17 protein-coding genes are annotated in these 24,983 nt (G+C 61.6%); 10 read left to right on the forward strand and 7 right to left on the reverse strand.

Annotated elements, in window-relative coordinates; genetic code table 11:
• Positions 1-155 precede the first annotated feature (155 nt).
• The 4 genes from CAF79_RS07115 to CAF79_RS07130 form a co-directional block, all read right to left on the reverse strand.
• Positions 156-3,002, reverse strand: coding sequence for a valine--tRNA ligase (locus CAF79_RS07115; RefSeq protein WP_085697239.1), 2,847 nt, complete (start codon positions 3,000-3,002; stop codon positions 156-158).
• A 200-nt stretch (positions 3,003-3,202) separates the two neighbouring features.
• Entirely contained in the window at positions 3,203-3,595 is a 393-nt protein-coding gene (locus CAF79_RS07120; RefSeq protein WP_085697240.1) for a DNA polymerase III subunit chi, read from the reverse strand.
• A gap of 8 nt (positions 3,596-3,603) precedes the next feature.
• Entirely contained in the window at positions 3,604-4,032 is a 429-nt protein-coding gene (locus tag CAF79_RS07125; RefSeq protein ID WP_085697241.1) for a DNA polymerase III subunit chi, read from the reverse strand.
• Positions 4,033-4,092: 60 nt separating this feature from the next.
• Positions 4,093-5,583, reverse strand: a complete 1,491-nt coding sequence (locus CAF79_RS07130; RefSeq protein ID WP_085697242.1) for a leucyl aminopeptidase — start codon at positions 5,581-5,583, stop codon at positions 4,093-4,095.
• A gap of 307 nt (positions 5,584-5,890) precedes the next feature.
• Here CAF79_RS07130 and lptF point away from each other — a divergent pair, with 307 nt between their 5' ends.
• The 8 genes from lptF (at position 5,891) to pdxJ (ending at position 14,291) form a co-directional block, all read left to right on the forward strand.
• Positions 5,891-7,012 (forward strand): LPS export ABC transporter permease LptF, encoded by a 1,122-nt coding sequence (gene lptF / locus CAF79_RS07135; protein WP_085697243.1) that lies wholly within the window; start codon positions 5,891-5,893, stop codon positions 7,010-7,012.
• A complete protein-coding gene (lptG, locus tag CAF79_RS07140) occupies positions 7,005-8,066 on the forward strand; it encodes an LPS export ABC transporter permease LptG (protein WP_085697244.1) in 1,062 nt (353 codons plus the stop codon). Before lptF ends, lptG begins: the two co-directional genes overlap by 8 nt.
• A 172-nt stretch (positions 8,067-8,238) precedes the next feature.
• Positions 8,239-10,035 carry a translation elongation factor 4 gene (lepA, locus tag CAF79_RS07145; RefSeq protein WP_085697245.1) on the forward strand — a complete coding sequence of 599 codons (1,797 nt, stop codon included), beginning with the start codon at positions 8,239-8,241 and terminating at the stop codon, positions 10,033-10,035.
• Positions 10,036-10,044: 9 nt separating this feature from the next.
• The gene (gene lepB / locus CAF79_RS07150) at positions 10,045-10,899 is read left to right on the forward strand and encodes a signal peptidase I (protein ID WP_085697246.1); all 855 of its coding nucleotides are present in this window, start codon (positions 10,045-10,047) and stop codon (positions 10,897-10,899) included.
• A gap of 182 nt (positions 10,900-11,081) precedes the next feature.
• Positions 11,082-11,771 (forward strand): ribonuclease III, encoded by a 690-nt coding sequence (gene rnc, locus CAF79_RS07155; RefSeq protein WP_011332589.1) that lies wholly within the window; start codon positions 11,082-11,084, stop codon positions 11,769-11,771.
• A complete protein-coding gene (era, locus tag CAF79_RS07160) occupies positions 11,764-12,666 on the forward strand; it encodes a GTPase Era (protein WP_011332590.1) in 903 nt (300 codons plus the stop codon). The genes rnc and era overlap by 8 nt, the downstream gene beginning before the upstream one ends.
• A gap of 155 nt (positions 12,667-12,821) precedes the next feature.
• Positions 12,822-13,508, forward strand: a complete 687-nt coding sequence (recO, locus tag CAF79_RS07165; protein WP_085688939.1) for a DNA repair protein RecO — start codon at positions 12,822-12,824, stop codon at positions 13,506-13,508.
• 39 nt (positions 13,509-13,547) lie between these two features.
• Positions 13,548-14,291 (forward strand): pyridoxine 5'-phosphate synthase, encoded by a 744-nt coding sequence (gene pdxJ, locus CAF79_RS07170; protein ID WP_085697247.1) that lies wholly within the window; start codon positions 13,548-13,550, stop codon positions 14,289-14,291.
• A 53-nt stretch (positions 14,292-14,344) separates the two neighbouring features.
• Here the strand turns inward: pdxJ and mltF are convergent, their stop codons facing one another.
• Complete coding sequence (gene mltF, locus CAF79_RS07175; protein WP_085697248.1) at positions 14,345-15,805, reverse strand: membrane-bound lytic murein transglycosylase MltF; 1,461 nt, start codon at positions 15,803-15,805, stop codon at positions 14,345-14,347.
• A 285-nt stretch (positions 15,806-16,090) separates the two neighbouring features.
• Between mltF and purL the strand changes: the two genes are divergently transcribed.
• The gene (purL, locus tag CAF79_RS07180; RefSeq protein WP_085697249.1) at positions 16,091-19,987 is read left to right on the forward strand and encodes a phosphoribosylformylglycinamidine synthase; all 3,897 of its coding nucleotides are present in this window, start codon (positions 16,091-16,093) and stop codon (positions 19,985-19,987) included.
• A 5-nt stretch (positions 19,988-19,992) separates the two neighbouring features.
• A complete protein-coding gene (locus CAF79_RS07185) occupies positions 19,993-20,304 on the forward strand; it encodes a YqfO family protein (protein ID WP_085697250.1) in 312 nt (103 codons plus the stop codon).
• 412 nt (positions 20,305-20,716) lie between these two features.
• Here CAF79_RS07185 and nagE read toward each other — a convergent pair whose 3' ends face one another.
• Positions 20,717-22,432 (reverse strand): N-acetylglucosamine-specific PTS transporter subunit IIBC, encoded by a 1,716-nt coding sequence (nagE, locus tag CAF79_RS07190; RefSeq protein WP_085697251.1) that lies wholly within the window; start codon positions 22,430-22,432, stop codon positions 20,717-20,719.
• 23 nt (positions 22,433-22,455) lie between these two features.
• On the reverse strand, positions 22,456-24,969 hold the full coding sequence (ptsP, locus tag CAF79_RS07195) for a phosphoenolpyruvate--protein phosphotransferase (RefSeq protein WP_085697252.1): 2,514 nt from the start codon (positions 24,967-24,969) through the stop codon (positions 22,456-22,458).
• Positions 24,970-24,983 lie beyond the last annotated feature (14 nt).

A 24,983-nucleotide genomic window follows, 5' to 3' on the forward strand; every position in this document is an offset into this window, starting at 1 on the left:
AGGTCCGCGTGTAATCACGCTGACTGCGCCTTTTTCCTGTATTCATTACTCCCTCCTGAGAATGGGTCAGAAGGTGTAAACCTTATTCAGGACGAGACACCGGGCACAAAAAAGGGAGGCCGTTGCGGGCCTCCCTTTTTCAGTGCGATTTGCCGTTACAGGCTGGCAATCCGCGCGTGCTGCTCGGCCAGCTTGGCCAGAGCCTGTTCGGCTTCGGCCAGTTTGGCGCGTTCCTTCTCGATGACTTCGGCCGGGGCCTTGTCAACGAAACCGGCGTTGGACAGCTTGCCGCCAACGCGCTGGACTTCGCCCTGCAGACGCAGGATTTCCTTGTCCAGACGTGCAAGCTCGGCGTTCTTGTCGATCAGGCCGGCCATCGGCACCAGCACTTCCATCTCGCCAACCAGCGCGGTGGCAGACAGCGGCGCTTCTTCGCCGGCCGCCAGCACGGTGATCGATTCCAGACGCGCCAGCTTCTTCAGCAGCGCTTCGTTTTCGGTCAGGCGGCGCTGATCTTCGGCGGTGACGTTTTTCAGGTAGATCGGCAGCGGTTTGCCCGGGCCGATGTTCATTTCGCCACGGATGTTGCGCGTGCCGAGCATCAGGCCCTTGAGCCATTCGATGTCGTCTTCGGCCGCCGGATCGATGCGCTCTTCGTTGGCCACCGGCCAGGGTTGCAGCATGATCGTCTTGCCCTGAATGCCGGCCAGCGGCGCGATGCGCTGCCAGATTTCTTCAGTGATGAACGGCATGAACGGATGCGCCAGACGCAGCGCCACTTCCAGTACGCGAACCAGCGTGCGGCGGGTGCCGCGCTGACGCTCGACCGGCGCGTTTTCGTCCCACAGCACAGGCTTGGACAGTTCCAGGTACCAGTCGCAGTACTGGTTCCAGATGAACTCGTACAGCGCTTGCGCCGCCAGGTCGAAACGGAACTGATCCAGTTGACGGGTCACTTCGGCTTCGGTGCGTTGCAACTGCGAGATGATCCAGCGGTCTGCCAGCGACAGCTCGTAGGCTTCGCCGTTCTGGCCGCAGTCTTCGCCCTTGTCCAGAACATAACGCGCGGCGTTCCAGATCTTGTTGCAGAAGTTGCGATAGCCTTCGACGCGGCCCATATCGAACTTGATGTCGCGACCGGTGGAGGCCAGCGAGCAGAAGGTGAAGCGCAGGGCGTCGGTGCCGTAGCTGGCGATGCCGTCGGCGAACTCTTCGCGGGTCTGCTTCTCGATCTTCTTCGCCAGCTTCGGCTGCATCAGGCCGGACGTGCGCTTCTGCACCAGGGTTTCAAGCTCGATGCCGTCGATGATGTCCAGCGGGTCCAGGACGTTGCCCTTGGACTTGGACATCTTCTGGCCCTGGCCATCACGCACCAGACCGTGTACGTAAACGGTCTTGAAAGGAACCTGCGGCGTGCCGTCCTCGTTCTTGATCAGGTGCATCGTCAGCATGATCATCCGGGCGACCCAGAAGAAAATGATGTCGAAACCGGTGACCAGCACGTCGGTGGAGTGGAATTTCTTCAGGAACTCGGTCTTTTCCGGCCAGCCCAGGGTAGAGAAGGTCCACAGGCCCGAACTGAACCAGGTGTCGAGCACGTCGTTGTCCTGTTGCAGCGCAACGTCCGGGCCGAGGTTGTGCTTGGCGCGCACTTCGGCTTCGTCGCGACCCACGTAGACCTTCCCCGATTCGTCGTACCAGGCCGGAATCCGGTGGCCCCACCACAGCTGACGGCTGATGCACCAGTCCTGGATGTCGCGCATCCACGAGAAGTACATGTTTTCGTACTGCTTCGGCACGAACTGGATACGGCCGTCTTCAACGGCAGCAATCGCAGGCTCGGCCAGCGGTTTGGTGGACACGTACCACTGGTCGGTCAGCCACGGTTCGATGACGGTGCCGGAGCGGTCGCCTTTCGGCACTTTCAGGTTGTGATCGTCGACGCTGACCAGCAGGCCGGCGGCGTCGAACGCGGCCACGATCTGCTTGCGTGCCTCGAAACGTTCGAGGCCGGCGTACTCGGCCGGAATCTTGCCGTCGATGCTGTCGTTCAACGTACCGTCGAGGTTGAACACTTGCGCTGCGGGCAGCACGTTGGCGTTCTTGTCGAAGATGTTCAGCAGCGGCAGGTTGTGGCGCTTGCCGACTTCATAGTCGTTGAAATCGTGGGCCGGGGTGATTTTCACGCAGCCGGTGCCGAATTCAGGATCGCAGTAATCGTCGGCGATGATCGGAATGCGGCGGCCGACCAGCGGCAGCTCGACAAACTTGCCGATCAGGGCTTTGTAGCGCTCGTCGTTCGGGTTAACCGCGACGGCGGAGTCGCCGAGCATGGTTTCCGGACGGGTGGTCGCGACGATCAGGAAGTCGTTGCCTTCAGCGGTTTTCGCGCCGTCGGCCAGCGGGTACTTCAGGTTCCACAGGAAACCTTTCTCGTCATGGTTTTCCACTTCGAGGTCGGAAATCGCCGTGTGCAGCTTGGTGTCCCAGTTGACCAGGCGCTTGCCGCGGTAGATCAGACCGTCTTCGTGCAGGCGCACGAACGCTTCTTTAACGGCTTCGGAGAGGCCGTCATCCATGGTGAAGCGCTCGCGGCTCCAGTCCACGGACGAGCCGAGGCGGCGGATCTGACGGCTGATGTTGCCGCCGGACTGATCCTTCCACTCCCAGACTTTCTCGAGGAATTTCTCGCGGCCCAGATCGTGGCGATTCTGGCCCTGAGCTTCGAGTTGACGCTCCACCAGCATCTGCGTGGCGATACCGGCGTGGTCGGTGCCCGGCTGCCACAGGGTGTTGCGACCCTGCATGCGGCGGAAACGGATCAGGGCGTCCATGATCGCGTTGTTGAAACCGTGACCCATGTGCAGGCTGCCGGTGACGTTCGGCGGCGGGATCATGATGGTGTAGGAGTCGCCCGCGCCTTGCGGGGCGAAGTAGTTCTCGGACTCCCAGGTGTTGTACCAGGAAGTTTCAATGGCGTGCGGCTGGTAGGTCTTATCCATGCGCGGCGGGACCCTATTGGCATTTATTCAGGAAAAGCCGGGAAGTATAGCGGGGCATGGGGCGCAGGGCGAGCGGTGCGGGCCGGGTGGAGGGCTAAATGTGGGAGCTGGCTGACCAGCGATGGCGGCGCCGCGGTTTTTCAGGAAAGCCGCCGTGATGCTGTCGCTGGCCAGTCAGCTCCTACAGGAGATCGGGGGGATTATTCGTACTGGCCGAGAAGCCGTTCCATCCGCGCCTCGAGGCGACGTTTGATTTCGGTTTCGATGTGCGGTGCGAAATCGTCGATCACGTCCTGCATGATCAGTTGCGCGGCGGCGCGCAGTTCGCTGTCCAGGTGCAGGAGCGCGTCGGGACCTTTATCCACAGGTGCAGCGGCAGGCTGCGGGGCAGGCGTCGGCGGGGGTGCAGCTTCGGCGGCTTGCGGTGTGTTGTCGATCGAATCGAACAACATCGGAATCTGTTCCTGTTCGCCATCATCGACCGTGTCGGTCAGCAGCGGCGGTTGCAGGTTGTCATCACCGAGCAACTGGCGGATCGACTCGAGATCATCCAGCAGGTGCGCGGGTTTTTGCAGCGGTTTTGGAGTGTCCATCGGCGTACTCAGAGTCGCTGTAAACGGTGGTCTTGCAGAGGATAGCCCTGTTCGCGGTAGAAACGGAAACTCTCCCGCGCCGCAGTGCGAATCGTCGGATCTTCCACCACAACCTCCGCCACCCGGGCGAATTTGTTGGCGAAAGCCGGGACTTTCAGGTCGAGGTTGACCAGCAAGTCCGCGTGCTGGCCGCAGTCATCGCCCAATCCCAACACGATCAAACCTTCCGGTTCGCTTTCAGCCGGGCCGTGAGGCACGAAGGTTTCGCCCTTGAACGCCCACAGCCGCGCATCGAGATCATCACGCTGGGCGGCATCGCTGCAATGCAGGTAGATGCGGTGGCCCATGCGCCACGCTTTCTCGGTGAGCTTGCAGGCAAAGTCCAGGCGAGCCGAAGGATCGGCGCTGGGCAGGATATAAAAGTCGACTTTGGTCATTGCGGTTCCTGAGCTGAAAGCGGCGCCTCTCAAGAAAGGCGCCGCCCGCAGTCATCGGTTTCAGGCTTTGGCGCGGTCCAGCAGGTATTGGGTCAGCAGTGGAACCGGACGGCCAGTGGCGCCCTTGTCCTTGCCGCCGCTGGTCCAGGCGGTGCCTGCAATGTCCAGGTGCGCCCAGTTCAGTTTTTTGGTGAAGCGCGACAGGAAGCAGGCGGCGGTGATGGTGCCGGCTTTCGGACCGCCGATGTTGGCGATGTCGGCGAACGGGCTGTCCAGTTGCTCCTGGTACTCATCGAACAGCGGCAGTTGCCAGGCGCGGTCGTCGGCAGCCTTGCCGGCGCTCAGCAGTTGCTCGATCAGCTCGTCGTTGTTGCCCAGCAGGCCTGACGTGTGGGCGCCCAGAGCAACGACGCAGGCACCGGTCAGGGTGGCGATGTCGATTACCGCTTGCGGCTTGAAGCGCTCGGAGTAGGTCAGGGCGTCGCACAGCACCAGACGGCCTTCGGCGTCGGTGTTGAGGATTTCCACGGTCTGGCCGCTCATGGTGGTGACGATGTCGCCCGGACGCGAAGCAGTGCCGCTCGGCATGTTCTCGGCGCAGGCGAGGATGCACACCAGGTTGATCGGCAGTTTCAGTTCCAGCACGGCGCGCAGGGTACCGAACACGCTGGCGGCGCCGCCCATGTCGTACTTCATCTCGTCCATGCCGGCGCCCGGCTTCAGGCTGATGCCGCCGGTGTCGAAGGTGATGCCTTTACCGACCAGCGCGTACGGCTTCTCGGATTTCTTGCCGCCGTTGTATTGCATGACGATCAGACGCGGCGGCTGGGCGCTGCCCTGGCCGACGGCGTAGAACGAACCCATGCCCAGCGCCTTGATCTTCTTCTCGTCGAGGACTTCGACTTTCAGATCCTTGAACTCTTTGCCGAGGTTCTTGGCCTGTTCGCCCAGGAAAGTCGGGTGGCAGATGTTCGGCGGCAGGTTGCCCAGGTTGCGGGTGAACGCCATGCCGTTGGCGATCGCAGTGGCGTGGTTCACGGCGCGCTGCACTTCGGCCTGAGCGGCCTTGATGGTCAGCAGGGTGATCTTCTTCAGGGCGCGCGGTTCGGCTTTCTGGCTCTTGAACTGGTCGAAGGTGTATTCGCCGTCGATCAGGGTTTCGGCCAGCAGTCGGGTCTTGCCGTAGCTGTCGCGGTTCTTGACGATGACTTCATCGAGCGCCAGCACGGCGTCGCTGCCACCCAGGCCTTTAAGCGTGTTGAGGATGCCGGCGACGATCTTGCGGAACGGACGGTCGCCCAGTTCTTCATCCTTGCCCACGCCGACCAGCAGCACGCGTTCGGCTTTCAGGTTCGGCAGGCTGTGCAGCAACAGGCTCTGACCGACCTTGCCGGCCAGGTCGCCACGCTTGAGCACGGCGCTGATGGCGCCGCCGCTCAGTTCGTCGACCTGCTTGGCGGCAACACCGAGTTTGCGGCCTTCGCCGATAGCAACCACCAGGGTGGCGGTTTTCAACGTTTCTGGGCTAACGCTTTTTACAACCAGTTCCATGTCCGGATCCCTGAATGAATGGTCAACACGCAGGCGTTCGACGTGTCCGCCGTCGCCTGCTTATAGAGAGAAGAGGCGCAGGCCAGTGCCTGCGACAGAGGCGGCAGTTTGAACCTCGCTCACCGCGCCTGACAACCCTCGGTTGTACGATCTTCAACGGATTGCATGCTTGCGTGAGTGTGCGCAGTGACAGGCGCCCTCAATCACAGGATAATGCCGCATCTTTTTTCGACGGCTCTGCCTTGCGGGCCCGTCGATACGTTTGCTTGTTTGGCCGCCTTAGCCTGACAACCCTGGAGTGTCTGGTTTGATCGTCTTCCGTTATCTGTCCCGCGAAGTCCTGTTGACCCTGAGTGCGGTAAGCGCCGTGCTGCTGGTCATCATCATGAGCGGTCGCTTCATCAAATACCTCGCCCAGGCCGCTGCGGGCCAGCTCGATCCGGGATCGCTGTTCCTGATCATGGGCTACCGTCTGCCGGGCTTCCTGCAACTGATCCTGCCGCTGGGCCTGTTTCTCGGGATCCTGCTGGCGTACGGCCGGTTGTACCTGGAAAGCGAAATGACCGTGCTCTCGGCCACCGGCATGAGTCAGCAGCGTCTGTTTCGCATGACCCTGTTCCCGGCCACCCTGGTGGCGCTGGTGGTGGCATGGCTGAGCCTGAGCCTGGCCCCGCAAGGCGCCAACCAGTTCCAACTGCTGCTGAACAAACAGGACGCCCTGACCGAGTTCGACACCCTCGAGCCCGGCCGTTTCCAGGCCCTGCGCGACGGTACGCGGGTGACCTACACCGAAACCCTGAGCGACGATCGGGTCAACCTGGGCAGCGTGTTCATCTCGCAGAAGAACCTCGGCGCCAACCAGAAGGATCGCGGCATTTCCGTGCTGGTGGCAGAAAAGGGCCGTCAGGAAGTGCGTCCCGACGGCAACCGCTACCTGATCCTCGACAACGGCTACCGCTACGACGGCAGTCCGGGTCAGGCCAACTACCGCGCCATCCACTACGAAACCTACGGCGTGCTGCTGCCCAAGCCGGATGTCAGCGAGGAAGTCACCGACCGTGACGCCATGCCGACCTCGTCTTTGCTGGGCAGCGACGACATCCGCTCGAAAACCGAATTGCAATGGCGCCTGTCGCTGCCGTTGCTGGTGTTCATCGTGACCCTGATGGCGGTGCCGCTGTCGCGGGTCAACCCGCGTCAGGGGCGTTTCCTCAAGCTGCTGCCGGCGATTCTTCTTTATATGGCTTACCTGACCATCCTGATTGCCGCCCGCGGCGCCCTTGAAAAAGGCAAGATTCCACCGTCGCTCGGTTTGTGGTGGGTGCACGCGATCTTCCTGTTCATCGGCCTGGGCCTGTTGTACTGGGAACCTCTGCGCCTGAAGCTGGCCAGCCGTCGCAGCGCTGCGCTGGAGGTGGCCCGTGGTTAAACTCGACCGCTACATCGGCAGCAGCGTATTCATTGCGATCATCGCAGTGCTGGCGATCATTCTCGGCCTGGCGACCTTGTTCGCGTTCATCGACGAGATGGGCGACGTCAGTGACACCTACACCCTGGTCGATGTCCTGAGTTTCGTGCTCCTGACCGCGCCACGCCGCATGTACGACATGCTGCCGATGGCGGCGCTGATCGGCTGTCTGATCGGCCTCGGCAGTCTGGCGAGCAGCAGCGAACTGACGGTAATGCGCGCTGCCGGTGTGTCCATCGGGCGCATCGTCTGGGCGGTAATGAAACCGATGCTGGTGCTGATGCTGGCCGGTGTGCTGATCGGCGAGTACGTGGCGCCGGTCACCGAAAGCATGGCCCAGGCCAACCGTTCGCTGGCGCAAGGCAGCGGCGACGCGCAAAGCGCCAAGCACGGCATGTGGCACCGCCAGGGCGAGGAGTTCATTCACATCAACTCCGTACAGCCCAACGGTCGCCTGTATGGCGTGACTCGCTATCACTTTGACAAAGAGCGTCATCTGCTGAGCTCGAGCTTCGCCAAGCGCGCCGAGTTCGATACCGATCACTGGCAGCTGACCGATGTAACGACCACCAGATTCCACGAGCGCAGTACCGAAGTGGTCAATACACCGGTCGAGCGTTGGGATGTCTCGCTGAGCCCGCAATTGCTGAGCACTGTGGTGATGGCGCCGGAATCGCTGTCGATCACCGGCCTGTGGGGTTATATCCACTACCTGGCCGATCAGGGCCTGAGCAACGGTCGTTACTGGCTGGCATTTTGGGTCAAGGTGTTGCAGCCGCTGGTGACCGCTGCCCTGGTACTGATGGCGATCTCCTTCATCTTCGGTCCGTTGCGTTCGGTGACCCTCGGTCAGCGGGTATTCACCGGTGTGCTGGTGGGTTTCACCTTCCGCATCGTTCAGGATCTGCTGGGTCCATCCAGTCTGGTGTTCGGGTTCTCGCCGCTGTTCGCGGTGCTGGTGCCGGCTGGCGTATGTGCGCTGGCGGGTGTCTGGCTGTTGCGTCGAGCCGGTTGATGAACAAGGTTTCACCCGTGCTTTAGCCTTGGAAACGCCTCGGTCGTCAGATCGGGGCGTTTTTGCATGCAATCCGGGTGACAGGCGAACGTGACGCTTGCGCCGTGTATCAGGTACAATTCCCGGCTATTTTTCGGCGGGCCAAGCCTGCAGCCTTTTTGAGTGTTGATCCGTGAGTGATTTGAGTCATATCCGCAATTTCTCCATCATCGCCCACATTGACCATGGCAAGTCGACGCTGGCTGACCGTTTCATCCAGATGTGCGGCGGCCTGGCCGAGCGTGAAATGGAAGCCCAGGTCCTGGACTCCATGGAACTGGAGCGTGAGCGCGGGATCACCATCAAGGCCCACAGCGTCACCCTCTATTACAAGGCCAAAGACGGCATCACCTACCAGCTGAACTTCATTGACACCCCGGGCCACGTCGACTTCACCTACGAAGTCAGCCGTTCCCTGGCCGCGTGTGAAGGCGCGTTGCTGGTGGTCGATGCGGGGCAGGGTGTTGAAGCCCAGTCCGTGGCCAACTGCTACACCGCCATCGAGCAGGGCCTCGAGGTCATGCCGGTGCTGAACAAGATCGACCTGCCACAGGCCGAGCCCGACCGCGTCAAGGACGAGATCGAGAAGATCATCGGCATCGACGCCACCGACGCCGTCACCTGCAGCGCCAAGACCGGCCTGGGTGTCGACGAGGTTCTGGAGCGTCTGGTTACCACCATTCCTGCGCCGACCGGCAACATCGAAGATCCGCTGCAAGCGTTGATCATCGACTCCTGGTTCGACAACTACCTGGGCGTTGTCTCCCTGGTACGCGTGCGTCACGGCCGCGTGAAGAAGGGCGACAAGATCCTCGTCAAGTCCACCGGCAAGGTGCATCTGGTCGACAGCGTTGGCGTGTTCAACCCGAAACACACCGCCACCGCTGACCTGAAAGCCGGCGAAGTGGGCTTCATCATCGCCAGCATCAAGGACATTCACGGTGCGCCGGTCGGTGACACCCTGACCCTGAGCTCCACTCCGGACGTTCCGGTGCTGCCAGGCTTCAAACGCATCCAGCCGCAGGTTTACGCCGGTCTGTTCCCGGTCAGCTCCGACGACTTCGAGGACTTCCGCGAAGCGCTGCAGAAACTGACCCTGAACGACTCGTCGCTGCAATACACCCCGGAAAGCTCCGACGCACTGGGCTTCGGCTTCCGTTGCGGCTTCCTCGGCATGCTGCACATGGAGATCATCCAGGAGCGCCTGGAGCGCGAATACGACCTGGACCTGATCACCACGGCGCCAACCGTAATCTTCGAACTGGTGCTGAAAACCGGTGAAACGATTTACGTCGACAACCCGTCAAAGCTGCCGGATGTCTCGTCGATCGAAGACATGCGCGAGCCGATCGTGCGCGCCAACATCCTGGTACCGCAGGAGCACCTGGGCAACGTCATCACCCTGTGCATCGAAAAACGCGGCGTGCAGGTGGATATGCTGTTCCTCGGCAATCAGGTGCAGGTGACCTACGACCTGCCGATGAACGAAGTGGTCCTGGACTTCTTCGATCGTCTGAAATCCACCAGCCGCGGCTATGCTTCGCTGGACTACCATTTCGATCGCTACCAATCGGCTAATCTGGTGAAACTGGACGTGCTGATCAACGGCGACAAGGTCGACGCTCTGGCGCTGATCGTGCACCGTGACAATTCGCACTTCAAAGGTCGCCAGTTGACCGAGAAGATGAAAGAACTGATTCCTCGTCAGATGTTCGACGTGGCCATCCAGGCTGCCATTGGCGGTCAGATCGTCGCCCGGACAACCGTCAAGGCGCTCAGAAAGAACGTATTGGCCAAGTGCTACGGCGGCGACGTCAGCCGTAAGAAAAAACTGCTTGAGAAGCAGAAGGCCGGTAAGAAACGCATGAAACAGGTCGGCAACGTGGAAATCCCACAAGAAGCCTTCCTCGCCGTGCTCAGGTTGGAATAGTCAGGTCCTATGTCACTAAATTTCCCGCTGTTGCTGGTCATTGCCGTGTTCGTCTGCGGTCTGTTGGCGTTGCTCGATCTGTTGATCCTGGCACCGCGTCGGCGTGCTGCCATCGCCTCCTATCAGGGCAGCGTCAGCCAGCCTGATGTGATGGTGGTCGAGAAGCTGAACAAGGAACCGCTGCTGGTCGAGTACGGCAAGTCGTTCTTCCCGGTGCTGTTCATCGTGCTGGTGCTGCGTTCGTTTCTGGTGGAGCCGTTCCAGATTCCGTCCGGCTCGATGAAACCGACCCTGGACGTCGGCGACTTCATTCTGGTGAACAAGTTTTCCTACGGGATCCGTTTGCCGGTGATCGACAAGAAGATCATCGAAGTCGGTGATCCGCAGCGCGGCGATGTGATGGTATTCCGCTACCCGAGCGATCCGAACGTCAACTACATCAAGCGTGTAGTCGGCCTGCCGGGCGACACCGTGCGGTACACCGCCGACAAGCGTCTGTTCGTCAATGGCGAGTCGATTGCCGAGCAAATGGTCGGCTCCGAGCCGGGCACCCTCGGCAGTGCGGAACTCTACAAGGAAAAACTCGGCGCCGCCGAGCACCTGATCCGCAAGGAAATGAGCCGCTACCGCGCTACGCCGGACCATAGCTGGACCGTGCCGGCCGGACACTACTTCATGATGGGCGACAACCGCGACAACTCGAACGACAGTCGCTACTGGGATGATCCAAACATTCCCAAGGATCTGCTGGGCATGGTTCCCGACCAGAACATCGTCGGCAAAGCCTTCGCGGTCTGGATGAGCTGGCCGGAACCGAAACTCAGCCACCTGCCGAACTTCTCGCGGGTCGGCCTGATCAAGTAAACAAACACGGCGCTGTTGACCACAGCGCCGAATGCATTTCTGGCGTCGGCACAACCGGCTCCAGGGCATGAAGCCACGATATTCAGGACGTCATTTTTGAACACAGCGTTAATTGTCCCAGGCCTGCGCCGTATCCCGGCGATGGCGGTGGAATCCAGCCACGAACTCAGCGTGGGTAAACCGTGAGCGTTTCTCTAAGCCGTCTCGAGCGCCAGCTCGGTTACACCTTCAAGGACCAGGAACTGATGGTCCTGGCCCTCACGCACCGCAGCTTTGCCGGACGCAACAACGAGCGTCTGGAATTCCTCGGCGATGCGATCCTCAACTTTGTTGCCGGCGAAGCCCTGTTCGACCGTTTCCCGCTGGCTCGCGAAGGCCAGTTGTCGCGTTTGCGCGCACGGCTGGTAAAAGGTGAGACGCTGGCGGTGCTGGCCCGCGGTTTCGATCTGGGCGATTACCTGCGTCTGGGTTCCGGCGAGTTGAAGAGTGGCGGTTTCCGTCGCGAGTCGATTCTGGCCGACGCCCTGGAAGCACTGATCGGTGCAATCTACCTCGACGCCGGCATGGAAGTCGCCCGCGAGCGCGTACTGGCCTGGCTGGCCGGTGAGTTCGAAGGCCTGACGCTGGTCGATACCAACAAGGATCCGAAGACTCGCCTGCAGGAATTCCTGCAATCGCGCGGCTGTGAACTGCCGCGCTATGAAGTGGTGGATATCCAGGGCGAGCCGCACTGCCGTACCTTCTTCGTCGAGTGCGAAGTTGTCCTATTGAATGAAAAAAGCCGAGGTCAGGGTGTGAGCCGTCGTATTGCCGAACAGGTAGCGGCCGCCGCAGCACTGATTGCCCTGGGTGTGGAGAATGGCAATGACTGATACAAACGCAACGCGCTGTGGCTATGTTGCCATCGTCGGCCGTCCCAACGTGGGCAAGTCCACGCTGCTGAACCACATCCTCGGCCAGAAGCTGGCAATCACCTCGCGCAAGCCGCAGACCACTCGCCACAACATGCTCGGGATCAAGACCGAGGGCGACGTGCAGGCGATCTACGTCGACACCCCCGGCATGCACAAGGGTGGCGAAAAGGCCCTGAACCGCTACATGAACAAGACCGCTTCGGCGGCGTTGAAAGACGTCGACGTGGTGATCTTCGTAGTCGATCGCACCAAGTGGACCGAAGAAGATCAGATGGTTCTGGAGCGCGTGCAGTACGTGACCGGCCCGTTGATCGTCGCGCTGAACAAGACCGACCGCATCGAAGACAAGGCCGAGCTGATGCCGCATCTGTCGTGGTTGCAGGAACAGCTGCCGAACGCGCAGATCATTCCGATTTCGGCGCAACAAGGGCATAACCTCGATGCGCTGGAAAAGGTCATCGCCGACCATCTGCCGGAGAACGATCACTTCTTCCCGGAAGACCAGATCACCGACCGCAGCAGCCGCTTCCTCGCCGCCGAACTGGTGCGCGAGAAGATCATGCGCCAGCTCGGTGCCGAACTGCCGTACCAGATCACCGTGGAAATCGAAGAGTTCAAGCAGCAGGGCGCGACGCTACACATCCATGCGTTGATTCTCGTCGAGCGTGACGGCCAGAAGAAAATCATCATTGGCGACAAGGGCGAGCGTATCAAGCGCATCGGCACCGAGGCGCGCAAGGACATGGAGCTGCTGTTCGATTCCAAGATCATGCTCAACCTGTGGGTCAAGGTGAAGGGCGGCTGGTCCGACGACGAGCGTGCGCTGCGTTCGCTGGGTTACGGCGACCTGTAAAGCAATACATCGATCCATTGTGGGAGCGAGCTTGCTCGCGAAGACGATGTAACATTCGGCATTGATGTTGACTGTTGCACCGCTTTCGCGAGCAAGCTCGCTCCCACACTGGTTTTGGGTGATGAGTAAACCGCGTTTCCCTCAACGAGAAATCCATGTCTCAAGCGCCTCCCGCCCAACCCGCCTACGTCCTGCACTCCCGCGCCTACCGCGAAACCAGCGCATTGGTGGACTTCCTCACGCCGCAAGGTCGGCTGCGGGCGGTATTGCGCAGTGCGCGGGGCAAGGCCGGAACACTGGCGCGGCCGTTCGTGCCGCTGGAAGTGGAGTTTCGCGGCAAGGGTGAGTTGAAGAACGTCGGGCGGATGGAAAGTGTCGGCAACGCAACGTGGATGGTCGGCGAGGCGTTGTTCAGCGGCCTGTATCTCAACGAATTGTTGATTCGCCTGCTGCCCGCCGAAGACCCGCACCCGGCGGTGTTCGATCATTACGCTGCTACCTTGCTGGCATTGGCTGAAGGCCGGCCACTGGAGCCACTGCTGCGATCCTTCGAATGGCGGCTGCTCGACGACCTTGGTTACGGTTTTTCCCTGAACACCGACATCAATGACGAACCCATCGCTGCGGATGGTCTCTACCGTTTGCAGGTGGATGCCGGACTCGAGCGGGTCTATCTGCTGCAACCCGGCCTGTTCAACGGCACCGAACTGCTGGCCATGGCCGAAGCCGACTGGTCGGCCCCCGGCGCGTTGTCCGCCGCCAAACGCTTGATGCGACAAGCGCTGGCCGTGCATCTGGGCGGTCGTCCTCTCGTCAGTCGCGAGCTGTTTCGCAAGCCCTGATATGCTGTGCGCCGAATCTTTCCATTCAGGAGCGCATCCGTGACCACCAGCAATCGCATTCTTCTTGGCGTGAACATCGACCACGTCGCCACCCTGCGTCAGGCCCGTGGTACGCGCTACCCGGATCCGGTCAAGGCTGCGCTGGACGCGGAAGAGGCGGGCGCCGACGGCATCACCGTGCACCTGCGCGAAGACCGTCGACACATTCAGGAGCGCGACGTCCTGCTGCTCAAGGACGTGCTGCAAACCCGCATGAACTTCGAAATGGGCGTCACCGAAGAAATGATGGCGTTCGCCGAACGCATTCGTCCGGCGCACATCTGCCTGGTGCCGGAAACTCGTCAGGAACTGACCACCGAAGGTGGTCTGGATGTGGCGGGGCAGGAGGAGCGAATCAGAGCGGCGGTCGAGCGTCTGTCGAAGATCGGCAGCGAAGTGTCGCTGTTCATCGACGCCGACGAGCGGCAGATCGCGGCGTCGAAGCGTGTCGGCGCACCGGCCATCGAACTGCACACCGGGCGGTATGCCGAGGCTGAAACGCCAAGCGAAGTGGCGCAAGAACTCAAGCGTGTGGCGGATGGCGTGGCGTTCGGTCTGGCCCAGGGCCTGATCGTCAATGCCGGCCATGGCCTGCACTATCACAACGTCGAGGCCGTGGCCGCGATCAAGGGCATCAACGAGCTGAACATCGGTCACGCGTTGGTGGCACACGCGTTGTTCGTCGGCTTCAAGTCGGCGGTGTCGGAGATGAAAGCGCTGATTGTGGCGGCTGCCAAGCACTAAGTATCAACATCCTGTGGGAGCAAACTTGCTCCCACATTTGTTTTGGGGATGGGTTAAAGCGGGGCGGGCTCTTGAGCGGGCTTCGACTTGTCGATCCCCGGCACATGCAGGTTGCCTTCGGCCACCTGATCGCCTTCAAGCTGCGGCTGGGTCACCCAGGTGAGGATGTCGTAGTAACGTCGGATGTTCGCCACGAAATGCACCGGTTCGCCGCCCCGGGCGTAGCCGTAGCGGGTCTTGCTGTACCACTGCTTCTGCGACAGTCGCGGCAGGATCTTTTTCACATCCAGCCACTTGTCCGGGTTCAACCCTTCCTTGGCCGCCAGTTTGCGCGCGTCATCCAGATGACCGCTGCCAACGTTGTAGGCCGCGAGGGCAAACCAGGTGCGATCCGGCTCCTGGATCGACTCGTCGAGCTGATCCTTCATGTAGGCCAGGTACTTGGCGCCACCCATGATGCTCTGCTTCGGATCGAGGCGGTTGGATACGCCCATGGCCTGGGCGGTGTTCTGGGTCAGCATCATCAGGCCGCGCACGCCGGTCTTCGACGTGACCGCCGGTTGCCACAGCGATTCCTGGTAACCGATGGCCGCGAGCAGCCGCCAGTCGACTTTTTCTTTCTTGGCGTAGGCCTTGAAGTGCTGTTCGTATTTGGGCAGCCGCTGCTGCAAATGTTGGGCGAAGGTGGTGGCACCCATGTAGCCGAGGACGTCGACGTGCCCGTAATAACGGTCTTTCAGACGTTGCAGGGTGCCGTTCTTCTGCACCTTGTCCAGATAACTGTTGATCTCGTTGAGCAGGCTGTTGTCTTCACCGGCGGCCACGGCCCAGCTCTGGCTGCGGGCGTCGCCGAGGTCGAAGGCCACGCGGATATTGGTGAAGTACACCTGGTTCATCGCCACTTCGTTGGAATCGACCAGGGTCAGGTCGATCTGACCTTCATCGACCATGCGCAGCAGGTCGACCACTTCAACGGCGTCGGATTCTTCGTATTGAATGGCAGGATATTTCTGTTTCAGCTCCGCCAGTTGTTCGGCGTGGGTGCTGCCCTTGAGCACCATGATCTTCTTGCCTACCAGATCGCTGGCGTCGGTGGGGCGTGACTGGCCGTTGCGGTAGATGATCTGCGGAGTGACTTCGAGGTAGGAGCGGGAGAAACGCACCTGTTTCTTGCGCTGTTCGCTGCTGACCAGACCGGCGGCCGCCAGCACCGGGCCGTTCGGCTTGCCGATCTGGTTGAACAGGTCGTCGAGGTTGTCGGCGGTTTCGATTTTAAGCTCTACCCCCAAATCGTCGGCGAAGCGCTTCACCAGCTCGTATTCGAAGCCGGTTTCACCGCTGCGATCCTGAAAGTAGGTGGCGGGGCTGTTTCGGGTGACCACCCGCAGCACGCCATCCTCCTTTACGCGCTCGAGTGTGTTGGGTTTATCAACACAGCCACTGAGCATCAGGAAGAGTCCGGTAGCGATCAGCCATTTGGCGTACCGCGGACGCAAAGCCGTTGGGGAAAACATGTGCGCAGTATACGCAAAGGACAACGGGCGCCATATCTCGACAGTTGCGGGGTTGTCTGCTAGGGATCACAAAACCGCTCGAAACCCCGCGGGGACGGGCCCGAAAGGCATTTTGTGACAGAAAAAATAACCGGCGTTCCTGCAGCCGTTAAATTTGACCCTCAAGGCAGGAACACCACTCGACATCCGGGTGCAACCGTGCGTAGCGTTTCGGGTGATGTTGAGGGCGGTTTAGGCTAGAATGCACGGCCTCAAAGCACACCCCTTCCCGAGGCTGTCCCGAAGATGTTGATCCTGCGCGGCGCTCCTGCCCTTTCTGCCTTTCGCCACAGCAAACTCCTTGAGCAACTGAGCCAGAAGGTTCCGGCTGTCAGTGGCTTGTATGCTGAATTCGCTCACTTCGCCGAAGTCACCGGCGTCCTGACCGGCGACGAACAGCAGGTGCTTGCGCGCCTTCTGAAGTACGGTCCAAGCGTTCCGGTTCAAGAGCCAACCGGTCGTCTGTTCCTGGTGTTGCCGCGTTTCGGCACCATCTCGCCATGGTCGAGCAAGGCCAGCGACATCGCCCGCAACTGCGGCCTGAACAAGATCCAGCGCCTGGAGCGCGGCATTGCGTTCTACGTGGCCGGTCAGTTCAGCGAAACCGACGCGCAGCAGATCGCCGACGTACTGCATGACCGCATGACCCAGATCGTTCTGGGCAACCTCGAACAGGCTGCCGGTCTGTTCAGCCACGCCGAACCGAAGCCGCTGACCGCCATCGATATCCTCGGCGGTGGTCGCGCCGCGCTGGAAAAAGCCAACGTCGAACTGGGTCTGGCCCTGGCCGAAGACGAGATCGACTACCTGGTCAACGCCTTCAACGGTCTCAAGCGTAACCCCCACGACATCGAACTGATGATGTTCGCCCAGGCCAACTCCGAGCACTGCCGCCACAAGATCTTCAACGCCAGTTGGGATATTGACGGCGAGAGCCAGGAAAAAAGCCTGTTCGGCATGATCAAGAACACCTATCAGATGCACAGCGAAGGCGTGCTGTCCGCTTACAAGGACAACGCTTCGGTGATCGTCGGCAACGTCGCCGGCCGCTTCTTCCCGGATCCGGAAACCCGCCAGTACGGCGCGGTGCAGGAGCCGGTGCACATCCTGATGAAGGTCGAAACCCACAACCACCCGACCGCTATCGCTCCGTTCCCGGGCGCGTCCACCGGTTCCGGCGGCGAGATCCGCGACGAAGGTGCAACCGGTCGTGGCGCCAAGCCGAAGGCCGGCCTGACCGGCTTCACCGTGTCGAACCTGCAGATCCCGGGCTTCGAACAGCCGTGGGAAGTGCCGTACGGCAAGCCTGAGCGCATCGTCAACGCGCTGGACATCATGATCGAAGGCCCGCTGGGCGGTGCTGCGTTCAACAACGAATTCGGTCGTCCGGCCCTGACCGGCTACTTCCGTACCTTCGAACAATCGATCACTACCCCGCACGGTGACGAAGTTCGCGGTTACCACAAGCCGATCATGCTGGCGGGCGGTATGGGCAACATCCGTGAAGAACACGTCAAGAAAGGCGAGATCGTCGTCGGCTCCAAGCTGATCGTGCTCGGCGGCCCGGCGATGCTGATCGGTCTGGGCGGCGGCGCTGCTTCCTCAATGGCCACCGGCACCAGCTCGGCGGACCTGGACTTTGCTTCCGTGCAGCGTGAAAACCCTGAAATGGAGCGTCGCTGCCAGGAAGTCATCGACCGTTGCTGGCAGCTGGGCGACAAAAACCCGATCAGCTTCATCCACGACGTGGGGGCTGGCGGTCTGTCCAACGCCTTCCCGGAACTGGTCAACGACGGCGACCGCGGTGGCCGTTTCGAACTGCGCAACATTCCAAACGACGAGCCGGGCATGGCCCCGCACGAAATCTGGTCCAACGAATCCCAGGAGCGTTACGTTCTGGCAGTCGGCCCGGCCGACTTCGAGCGCTTCAAAGCGATCTGTGAACGTGAGCGTTGCCCGTTCGCCGTCGTCGGTGAAGCCACCGCCGAGCCGCAACTGACCGTGACCGACAGCCACTTCGGCAACAACCCGGTGGACATGCCACTGGAAGTGTTGCTGGGCAAGGCACCGCGCATGCACCGTTCGGTGGTTCGCGAAGCCGAGCTGGGCGATGACTTCGATCCGTCGAACCTCGACATCGCCGATTCCATCGAGCGCGTCCTGCACCACCCGGCCGTGGCGAGCAAAAGCTTCCTGATCACCATCGGCGACCGCACCATTACCGGCCTCGTGGCCCGTGACCAGATGGTCGGCCCATGGCAGGTTCCGGTGGCTGACGTTGCCGTTACCGCCACCAGTTTCGACGTCTACACCGGCGAAGCGATGGCGATGGGCGAGCGCACTCCGCTGGCGCTGCTGGACGCTCCGGCGTCGGGTCGCATGGCCATCGGCGAAACCCTGACCAACATTGCCGCCTCGCGCATCAACAAGCTCTCCGACATCAAACTGTCGGCGAACTGGATGTCCGCTGCCGGCCACCCGGGTGAAGACGCGCGTCTGTATGACACCGTGAAAGCGGTCGGCATGGAGCTGTGCCCTGAGCTGGGTCTGACCATTCCGGTGGGCAAGGACTCGATGTCCATGGCCACCCGCTGGAACGACAACGGCGAAGACAAGACCGTCACCTCGCCGATGTCCCTGATCGTGACCGGTTTCGCGCCAGTGGCTGACATCCGTCAGACCCTGACCCCGGAACTGCGCATGGACAAGGGCACCACCGACCTGATCCTGATCGACCTCGGTCGGGGCCAGAACCGCATGGGCGCCTCGATCCTCGCTCAGGTTCACGGCAAGCTCGGTAAGCAGGCCCCGGACGTCGACGACGCCGAAGACCTGAAAGCCTTCTTCGCGGTGATCCAGGGCCTCAATGCCGACGGTCACCTGCTGGCATACCACGACCGTTCCGACGGTGGTCTGCTGACCTCCGTAGTGGAAATGGCCTTCGCCGGCCACTGCGGTCTGAGCCTGAACCTCGACAGCGTTGCTGAATCCTCGGCAGAAATCGCCGCCATCCTGTTCAACGAAGAACTGGGTGCCGTGATCCAGGTTCGCCAGGACGCCACTCCGGGCATCCTTGCGCAATTCAGCGCTGCCGGTCTGGGCGAATGCGTTTCCGTGATCGGTCAACCGATCAACAACGGCCAGATCAACATCACCTTCAACGGTGACACCGTGTTCGAAGGCCAGCGTCGTCTGCTGCAACGTCAGTGGGCCGAGACCAGCTACCAGATCCAGCGTCTGCGCGACAACGCCGACTGCGCCGAGCAAGAGTTCGATGCGTTGCTGGAAGAAGACAACCCGGGCCTGAGCGTCAAGCTGAGCTACGACGTCAACCAGGACATCGCCGCGCCTTACATCAAGAAAGGCATCCGCCCACAGGTCGCCGTACTGCGTGAGCAGGGCGTCAACGGTCAGGTGGAAATGGCAGCCGCGTTCGACCGCGCCGGTTTCAACGCGATCGACGTGCACATGAGCGACATTCTGGCCGGCCGCGTCGACCTGAACGAGTTCAAAGGTCTGGTGGCCTGCGGTGGCTTCTCCTACGGCGATGTTCTCGGCGCCGGTGAAGGCTGGGCCAAATCCGCGCTGTTCAACAGCCGTGCCCGCGATGCGTTCCAGGGCTTCTTCGAACGTAACGACAGCTTCACCCTCGGCGTGTGCAACGGTTGCCAGATGATGTCCAACCTGCACGAGCTGATTCCGGGCAGCGAGTTCTGGCCGCACTTCGTGCGCAACCGCTCCGAGCAGTTCGAAGCGCGCGTGGCGATGGTTCAGGTTCAGGAATCGAACTCGATCTTCCTGCAGGGCATGGCCGGTTCGCGCATGCCGATCGCTATCGCTCACGGTGAAGGCCATGCCGAATTCGAAAGCGAAGAGGCACTGCTTGAAGCCGATCTGTCCGGTTGCGTGGCGATGCGTTTCGTCGACAACCACGGCAAGGTCACCGAAGCCTACCCGGCCAACCCGAACGGTTCGCCGCGCGGGATCACCGGCCTCACCAGCCGCGACGGTCGCGTGACGATCATGATGCCGCACCCGGAGCGTGTGTTCCGCGCCGTGCAGAACTCGTGGCGTTCGGAAGACTGGAACGAAGACGCTCCTTGGATGCGCATGTTCCGTAACGCTCGTGTGTGGGTGAACTAAGCGCTGTGTACAAGCTCGCGTTTTTTGTTCCCGACAGCCATGTCGAGGTGGTCAAGGACGCCGTATTCGCGGCCGGTGGCGGGCGGATCGGTGACTATGACCACTGTGCCTGGCAGGTGCTTGGATCTGGTCAGTTTCGGCCTCTGGACGGCAGTCAGCCGTTCATTGGCGAGGCGGGGCAGGTTGAGCGGGTCGAGGAGTGGAAGGTTGAGCTTGTTGTTGGCGATGAGTTGATTCACTCGGTAGTGGCGGCTCTTAAGTTGAGCCATCCCTACGAGACGCCGGCTTATGAAGTGTGGCGACTGGAGGATTTTTGATCCTCCTTGGCTGCTGAAACGGGAAACCCGCTGAGAGTGATTTCAGCGGGTTTTTTGGTTTTTTGGGTTTGGGGTTGGGGTTGGGATTGAGTGAATATCCGTTGCTGCGGTAACGGCTTCTTATGGTTTCGCCCTTACGGCGAGTCACTTTTTTCAAACGCCAAAAAAGTAACCAAAAACGCTGGGCCCCTGCGTTCGGCGCCTCGCTGTGGCTCGGCGTTCCTTCGTTCCGGGATTCATCCGGGGGCATCGCCTACGGTTTGCTTCGCTGCACCTCCTCTCGATGCATGCGGCTGCGCCGCACGGTCGCTGCGCTCCCACCCCCGGATAAATCCCTCCACTCAGCCTGCCGATGGGGCCAAAAGATCAAGAGCCTTACTCGAGCTAACGCTCATCGTGTTGAGTGGTGGACCTAAACCTTCGCACTCACCTCACTCCGATTAACCAACCCCTCCAGCGCCGCACTCAAACTCTGCGCCCGCTCGCCCACCAGCAAGTGCCATACGCCATCTTCCAGTGCGCTCACACCCAGACATCCAAGCTCTTTCAATCGGCTTTCCGACAGCGCCTTGCCATCGGCCAGTTGCAGGCGAATCCGGCTCATGGCGATGCAGTCCAGTTGCAGCACGTTGTCGCTGCCGCCCAGAGCAGTCAGCCATTGCTGGGCCTGGGGTGTGGAGACTGTGACGGGCTCGCTGGTTTCAACGACGTCGACAGGGGCAGTCATTACGGTTCGGCCCAATGCGGGCATTGCCAGACGGATTTCGTCGGCAATGCTGTCGGCCATCGGCCCGACAACCACCTGCAAGCTCCCGCCCTTGCCCGGACGCACAACGGCCATCGCGCCCAGCGCTTTCAGATCGGCGTCCGAGGCTTTGTTGCGATCCACCATTTCCAGGCGCAGCCGCGTGGTGCATGCGCCGACAGTCACCAGATTCTCCGCGCCACCGAGTGCCTTGATGTAAGCGCCGGCGCGTTCGTTTTCGGTCAGGACCGCTTTGTCTGCGGTGGCGACGTCTTCGCGTCCCGGGGTTTTCAGGTTGAAGCGGCGAATGCAGACGTCGAACACCGCGTAGTACATGACCGCATAAACCAGGCCCACCGGCACCACCAGCCAGCCGTTGGTCGAGCGTCCCCAGCCCAGCACCATGTCGATGAAACCGCCGGAGAAGGTGAAGCCCAAGTGGATGTTCAGCGCATTGGTGATTGCCATCGACAGGCCGGTCAGTAGCGCATGCAGAAGAAACAGCAGCGGAGCGAGGAACATGAAGGCGAATTCGATGGGTTCGGTGACGCCGGTGAGAAACGCGGTCAGGGCCATCGACAGGAAGATCCCGCCCATGACTTTGCGCCGCTCCGGCAGGGCGTTGCGGTACATCGCCAGGCAGGCGGCGGGGAGGCCGAAGATCATGACCGGGAACATTCCGGTCATGAACTGGCCGCCTTTAGGGTCGCCGGCGAAATAGCGGGACAGGTCACCGGTGACCAGTGCGCCGGTGGTCGGGTCGGTAAAGTTGCCGAACACGAACCACGCCATGTTGTTGAGGATGTGGTGCAGGCCGGTGACGATCAGCAGGCGGTTGAACACGCCAAAGACGAAGGCGCCGAAGCTGCCGCTTTCCATCAGCAGGGTGCCGAAGCTGTTGATGCCGTGTTGGATCGGCGGCCAGATGTAGCCGAACAGCACGCCCAGGCCGACCGCGCTGAAACCGGTGACGATGGGGACGAAGCGCCGGCCGCCGAAGAACGCCAGGTACTCCGGCAGCTTGATGTCCTTGAAACGGTTGTACAGCGCGCCGGCCATCAGGCCGCTGACGATCCCGGCGAGCATGCCCATGTTGATGCTCGCGTCGAGCACCTTGAGGGTGGAGATCATCACCAGGTAACCAATCACCCCGGCCAAACCGGCGGTGCCGTTGTTGTCCTTGGCAAACCCGACCGCGATGCCGATGGCGAAGATCATTGCCAGGTTGGCGAAGATCACCTGACCGGCGTCGTGGATGATCGCGATGTTCAGGAGGTCGGTGTCGCCCAGGCGCAGCAGCAGGCCGGCGATCGGCAGGATCGCGATTGGCAGCATCAGCGCCCGGCCGAGGCGTTGCAGGCTTTCGATGAAGAGTTGGTACATGGCGTTTGTCCTTGTTGTTTTTGTTAGCGCAGAGGCCAGTGTTGATGACAGGCATGCCGCACCGCGGCGGCGCTGCTCAGCTTGAGCAAGTCCCGGGCGAGGCGTTGGCATTCGGCTTCGTGCAGCTGGCGCACGCGGTCCTTGATTTCGCCGATCTGTACCGGGCTCACCGACAGTTCGGTCACGCCCAGGCCGATCAACACCGGCGTCGCCAGCGGATCCGAGGCGAGGGCGCCGCACACGCCGACCCAGCGTTTATGCAGCGCCGCGCCGTCGCAGGTCATGGCGATCAGGCGCAGCAGCGCCGGGTGCAAGGCATCGACCCGTGCGGCGAGGCCGGCGTGGTCGCGGTCCATGGCCAGGGTGTATTGCGACAGGTCGTTGGTGCCGATGGACAGGAAGTCCGCGTGCTCGGCCAGTTGTTCAGCCTGCAGCGCAGCGGCCGGAACTTCGATCATCACGCCGATTTCCGGACGTTGATTGATGCCCAGCTCCAGACACAGCGCATCGACCCGCTGGCGGATGTGCAGCAGTTCGTCGACTTCGGTCACCATCGGCAACAGGATCCGGCAGCGCTGCAACGGGCTGACTTGCAGCAGGGCGCGCAGTTGCTGATCGAGGATTTCCGGGCGGGCCTGGGCCAGACGAATACCGCGCAGACCGAGCACCGGGTTGGCTTCGACCGGCAGTGGCAGGTAGTCGAGTTGTTTGTCGCCGCCGACGTCGATGGTGCGGATGATTACCGACTTGTCGCCCATGGCATCGATCACGGCTTGATAGGCGGCGCGTTGCTCTTCGACATCCGGTGCAGTGTGGCGGTCGACGAACAGGAACTCGGTACGCAGCAGGCCGACGCCATCGGCGCCGTTGGCAAATGCATCCGCCGCTTCATGGCTGGAGGCGACGTTGGCGACCACTTCGATAGCGACGCCGTTGCGGGTTTCGGCCGGCAGATGGGCTTTGGCTTGCTGGGCATTGCGCCGTTGCTGTCGGTCGATCTGCGCTTGCTGGACTTCGGCCAGACGCTCGGCATTCGGCGTCAGTTCGAGGCGACCGCCGTCGGCGTCGAGGACCACCGATTGGCCTTGTGCTTGGTCGAGCAGCGCCGAGCCCAGTGCAACCATGCACGGCAGGCCTTTGCCTCGGGCCAGAATCGCCACGTGGGAAGTCGCACCACCTTCAGCCATGCACAAGCCCGCGACGCCTTGCGCGCTCAGTTGCAGCAAGTCCGACGGCGTCAGTTCGTGGGCGGCGACAATGGCGCCGGCCGGCACGTCGTATTGCCAGGCTTCGCCAAGCAGCGCGCGCAGCACCCGTTGCCTGAGGTCGCGCAGATCGTTGGCGCGCTCGGCCAGCAGCGGGCTGCCGGTGTTTTGCAGTACCTCGCATTGCGCGTCGATGGATTGGCTCCAGGCGTGGGTCGCCGCCGTGCCGGTTTCAATTGATTGCTGCGCAGCGTCGAGCAGGGCCGGGTCTTCAAGCAAGGCCAGGTGCGCGGCGAAAATCGCTTCTTCGTCGGCATTACGCTGTTTTTTCGCCTGGGCGAGGGTGCTGTTGATTTCGCTGCGAACCTGATTCAGGGCGGTGTCGAGAATCTGCAACTGTTGCTCGGGCTGATGATTGCCACTGTCGGCTGGCAGGCTGATTGCGTTCAAGCGAAACAGCGACCCGCCGACCAGGCCCGGTGCGGCGCAAACACCGTGCAACACGCCAGCCTCGGCCGGACGATTACGTGGGGCGGAGGCAACCGGCGCGGCGGCATGATGATCTTCGGGCAGGGCGGTGGCCAATGCGGTGAGCAAGGCTTGCAACGCCGCCTGTGCGTCGGGGCCCTGGCAACTGACCTGCACTTCGTCCTGCTCGCCAATCGCCAGGCCCATCAAACCGATGAGGCTGTTGCACGGCGCCGATTTGCCGGCGAAATGCAGCTGCGACTGGCTCTTGAAACCTTGCGCTGTCTGGCGGATCAACGCCGCCGGGCGTGCATGCAGACCACCGCGATGGGCGATCCGCACGTGACCGTGAACTTCCGGGCCGCCAGGTTCTTCGATGTTCGCCGCAACGCTGCGACGAGCGACGATGTGCAGCAGAGGTTCACCGACCTTCACCGTTTTCAGCGTAATGGGGCGCGCCTGGAAATCCTGGCTGTTGGTCAGGATCAACAGGCTGACCAGGCTTTTGCACTGGCGGCCGACCTTGTCCAGGTCATAGCGCAACAACGGCTGGCCACTGCTGACCCGCGCGCCTTCCTTGACCAGCATCGAGAACCCTTCGCCCTGCAACTCCACCGTGTCCAGGCCGAGGTGCAACAACAGCTCGGCGCCGTTGTCAGCGCGCACGGTCAGTGCGTGGCCGGTGCGGGCGACGTGGATCACCACGCCGGCGCAGGGCGAATACAAGGTATCGTTCAGCGGATCGATGGCAATGCCGTCGCCCATCGCGCCGCTGGCGAACACCGCGTCCGGGACTTTGGCGAGCGTGAGCACCGGGCCGCTGAGCGGGGCGCTTAAAGTCAGCTCTTTATTGTTGTTGTGCATGGCTCGGTCTCATC

Origin of the sequence: Pseudomonas sp. B26(2017) (assembly GCF_002113045.1) — a bacterium.
Lineage (GTDB): Bacteria > Pseudomonadota > Gammaproteobacteria > Pseudomonadales > Pseudomonadaceae > Aquipseudomonas.

What these genes read in the sequence shown, in the direction of transcription:
- CAF79_RS07115 (WP_085697239.1), bottom strand. Translation starts at nt 3,002, where the DNA reads ATGGATAAGACCTACCAGCCGCACGCCATTGAAACTTCCTGGTACAAC.
- CAF79_RS07120 (WP_085697240.1), bottom strand. Translation starts at nt 3,595, where the DNA reads ATGGACACTCCAAAACCGCTGCAAAAACCCGCGCACCTGCTGGATGAT.
- CAF79_RS07125 (WP_085697241.1), bottom strand. Translation starts at nt 4,032, where the DNA reads ATGACCAAAGTCGACTTTTATATCCTGCCCAGCGCCGATCCTTCGGCT.
- CAF79_RS07130 (WP_085697242.1), bottom strand. Translation starts at nt 5,583, where the DNA reads ATGGAACTGGTTGTAAAAAGCGTTAGCCCAGAAACGTTGAAAACCGCC.
- lepB (WP_085697246.1), top strand. Translation starts at nt 10,045, where the DNA reads ATGTCACTAAATTTCCCGCTGTTGCTGGTCATTGCCGTGTTCGTCTGC.
- era (WP_011332590.1), top strand. Translation starts at nt 11,764, where the DNA reads ATGACTGATACAAACGCAACGCGCTGTGGCTATGTTGCCATCGTCGGC.
- recO (WP_085688939.1), top strand. Translation starts at nt 12,822, where the DNA reads ATGTCTCAAGCGCCTCCCGCCCAACCCGCCTACGTCCTGCACTCCCGC.
- mltF (WP_085697248.1), bottom strand. Translation starts at nt 15,805, where the DNA reads ATGTTTTCCCCAACGGCTTTGCGTCCGCGGTACGCCAAATGGCTGATC.
- purL (WP_085697249.1), top strand. Translation starts at nt 16,091, where the DNA reads ATGTTGATCCTGCGCGGCGCTCCTGCCCTTTCTGCCTTTCGCCACAGC.
- nagE (WP_085697251.1), bottom strand. Translation starts at nt 22,432, where the DNA reads ATGTACCAACTCTTCATCGAAAGCCTGCAACGCCTCGGCCGGGCGCTG.
- ptsP (WP_085697252.1), bottom strand. Translation starts at nt 24,969, where the DNA reads ATGCACAACAACAATAAAGAGCTGACTTTAAGCGCCCCGCTCAGCGGC.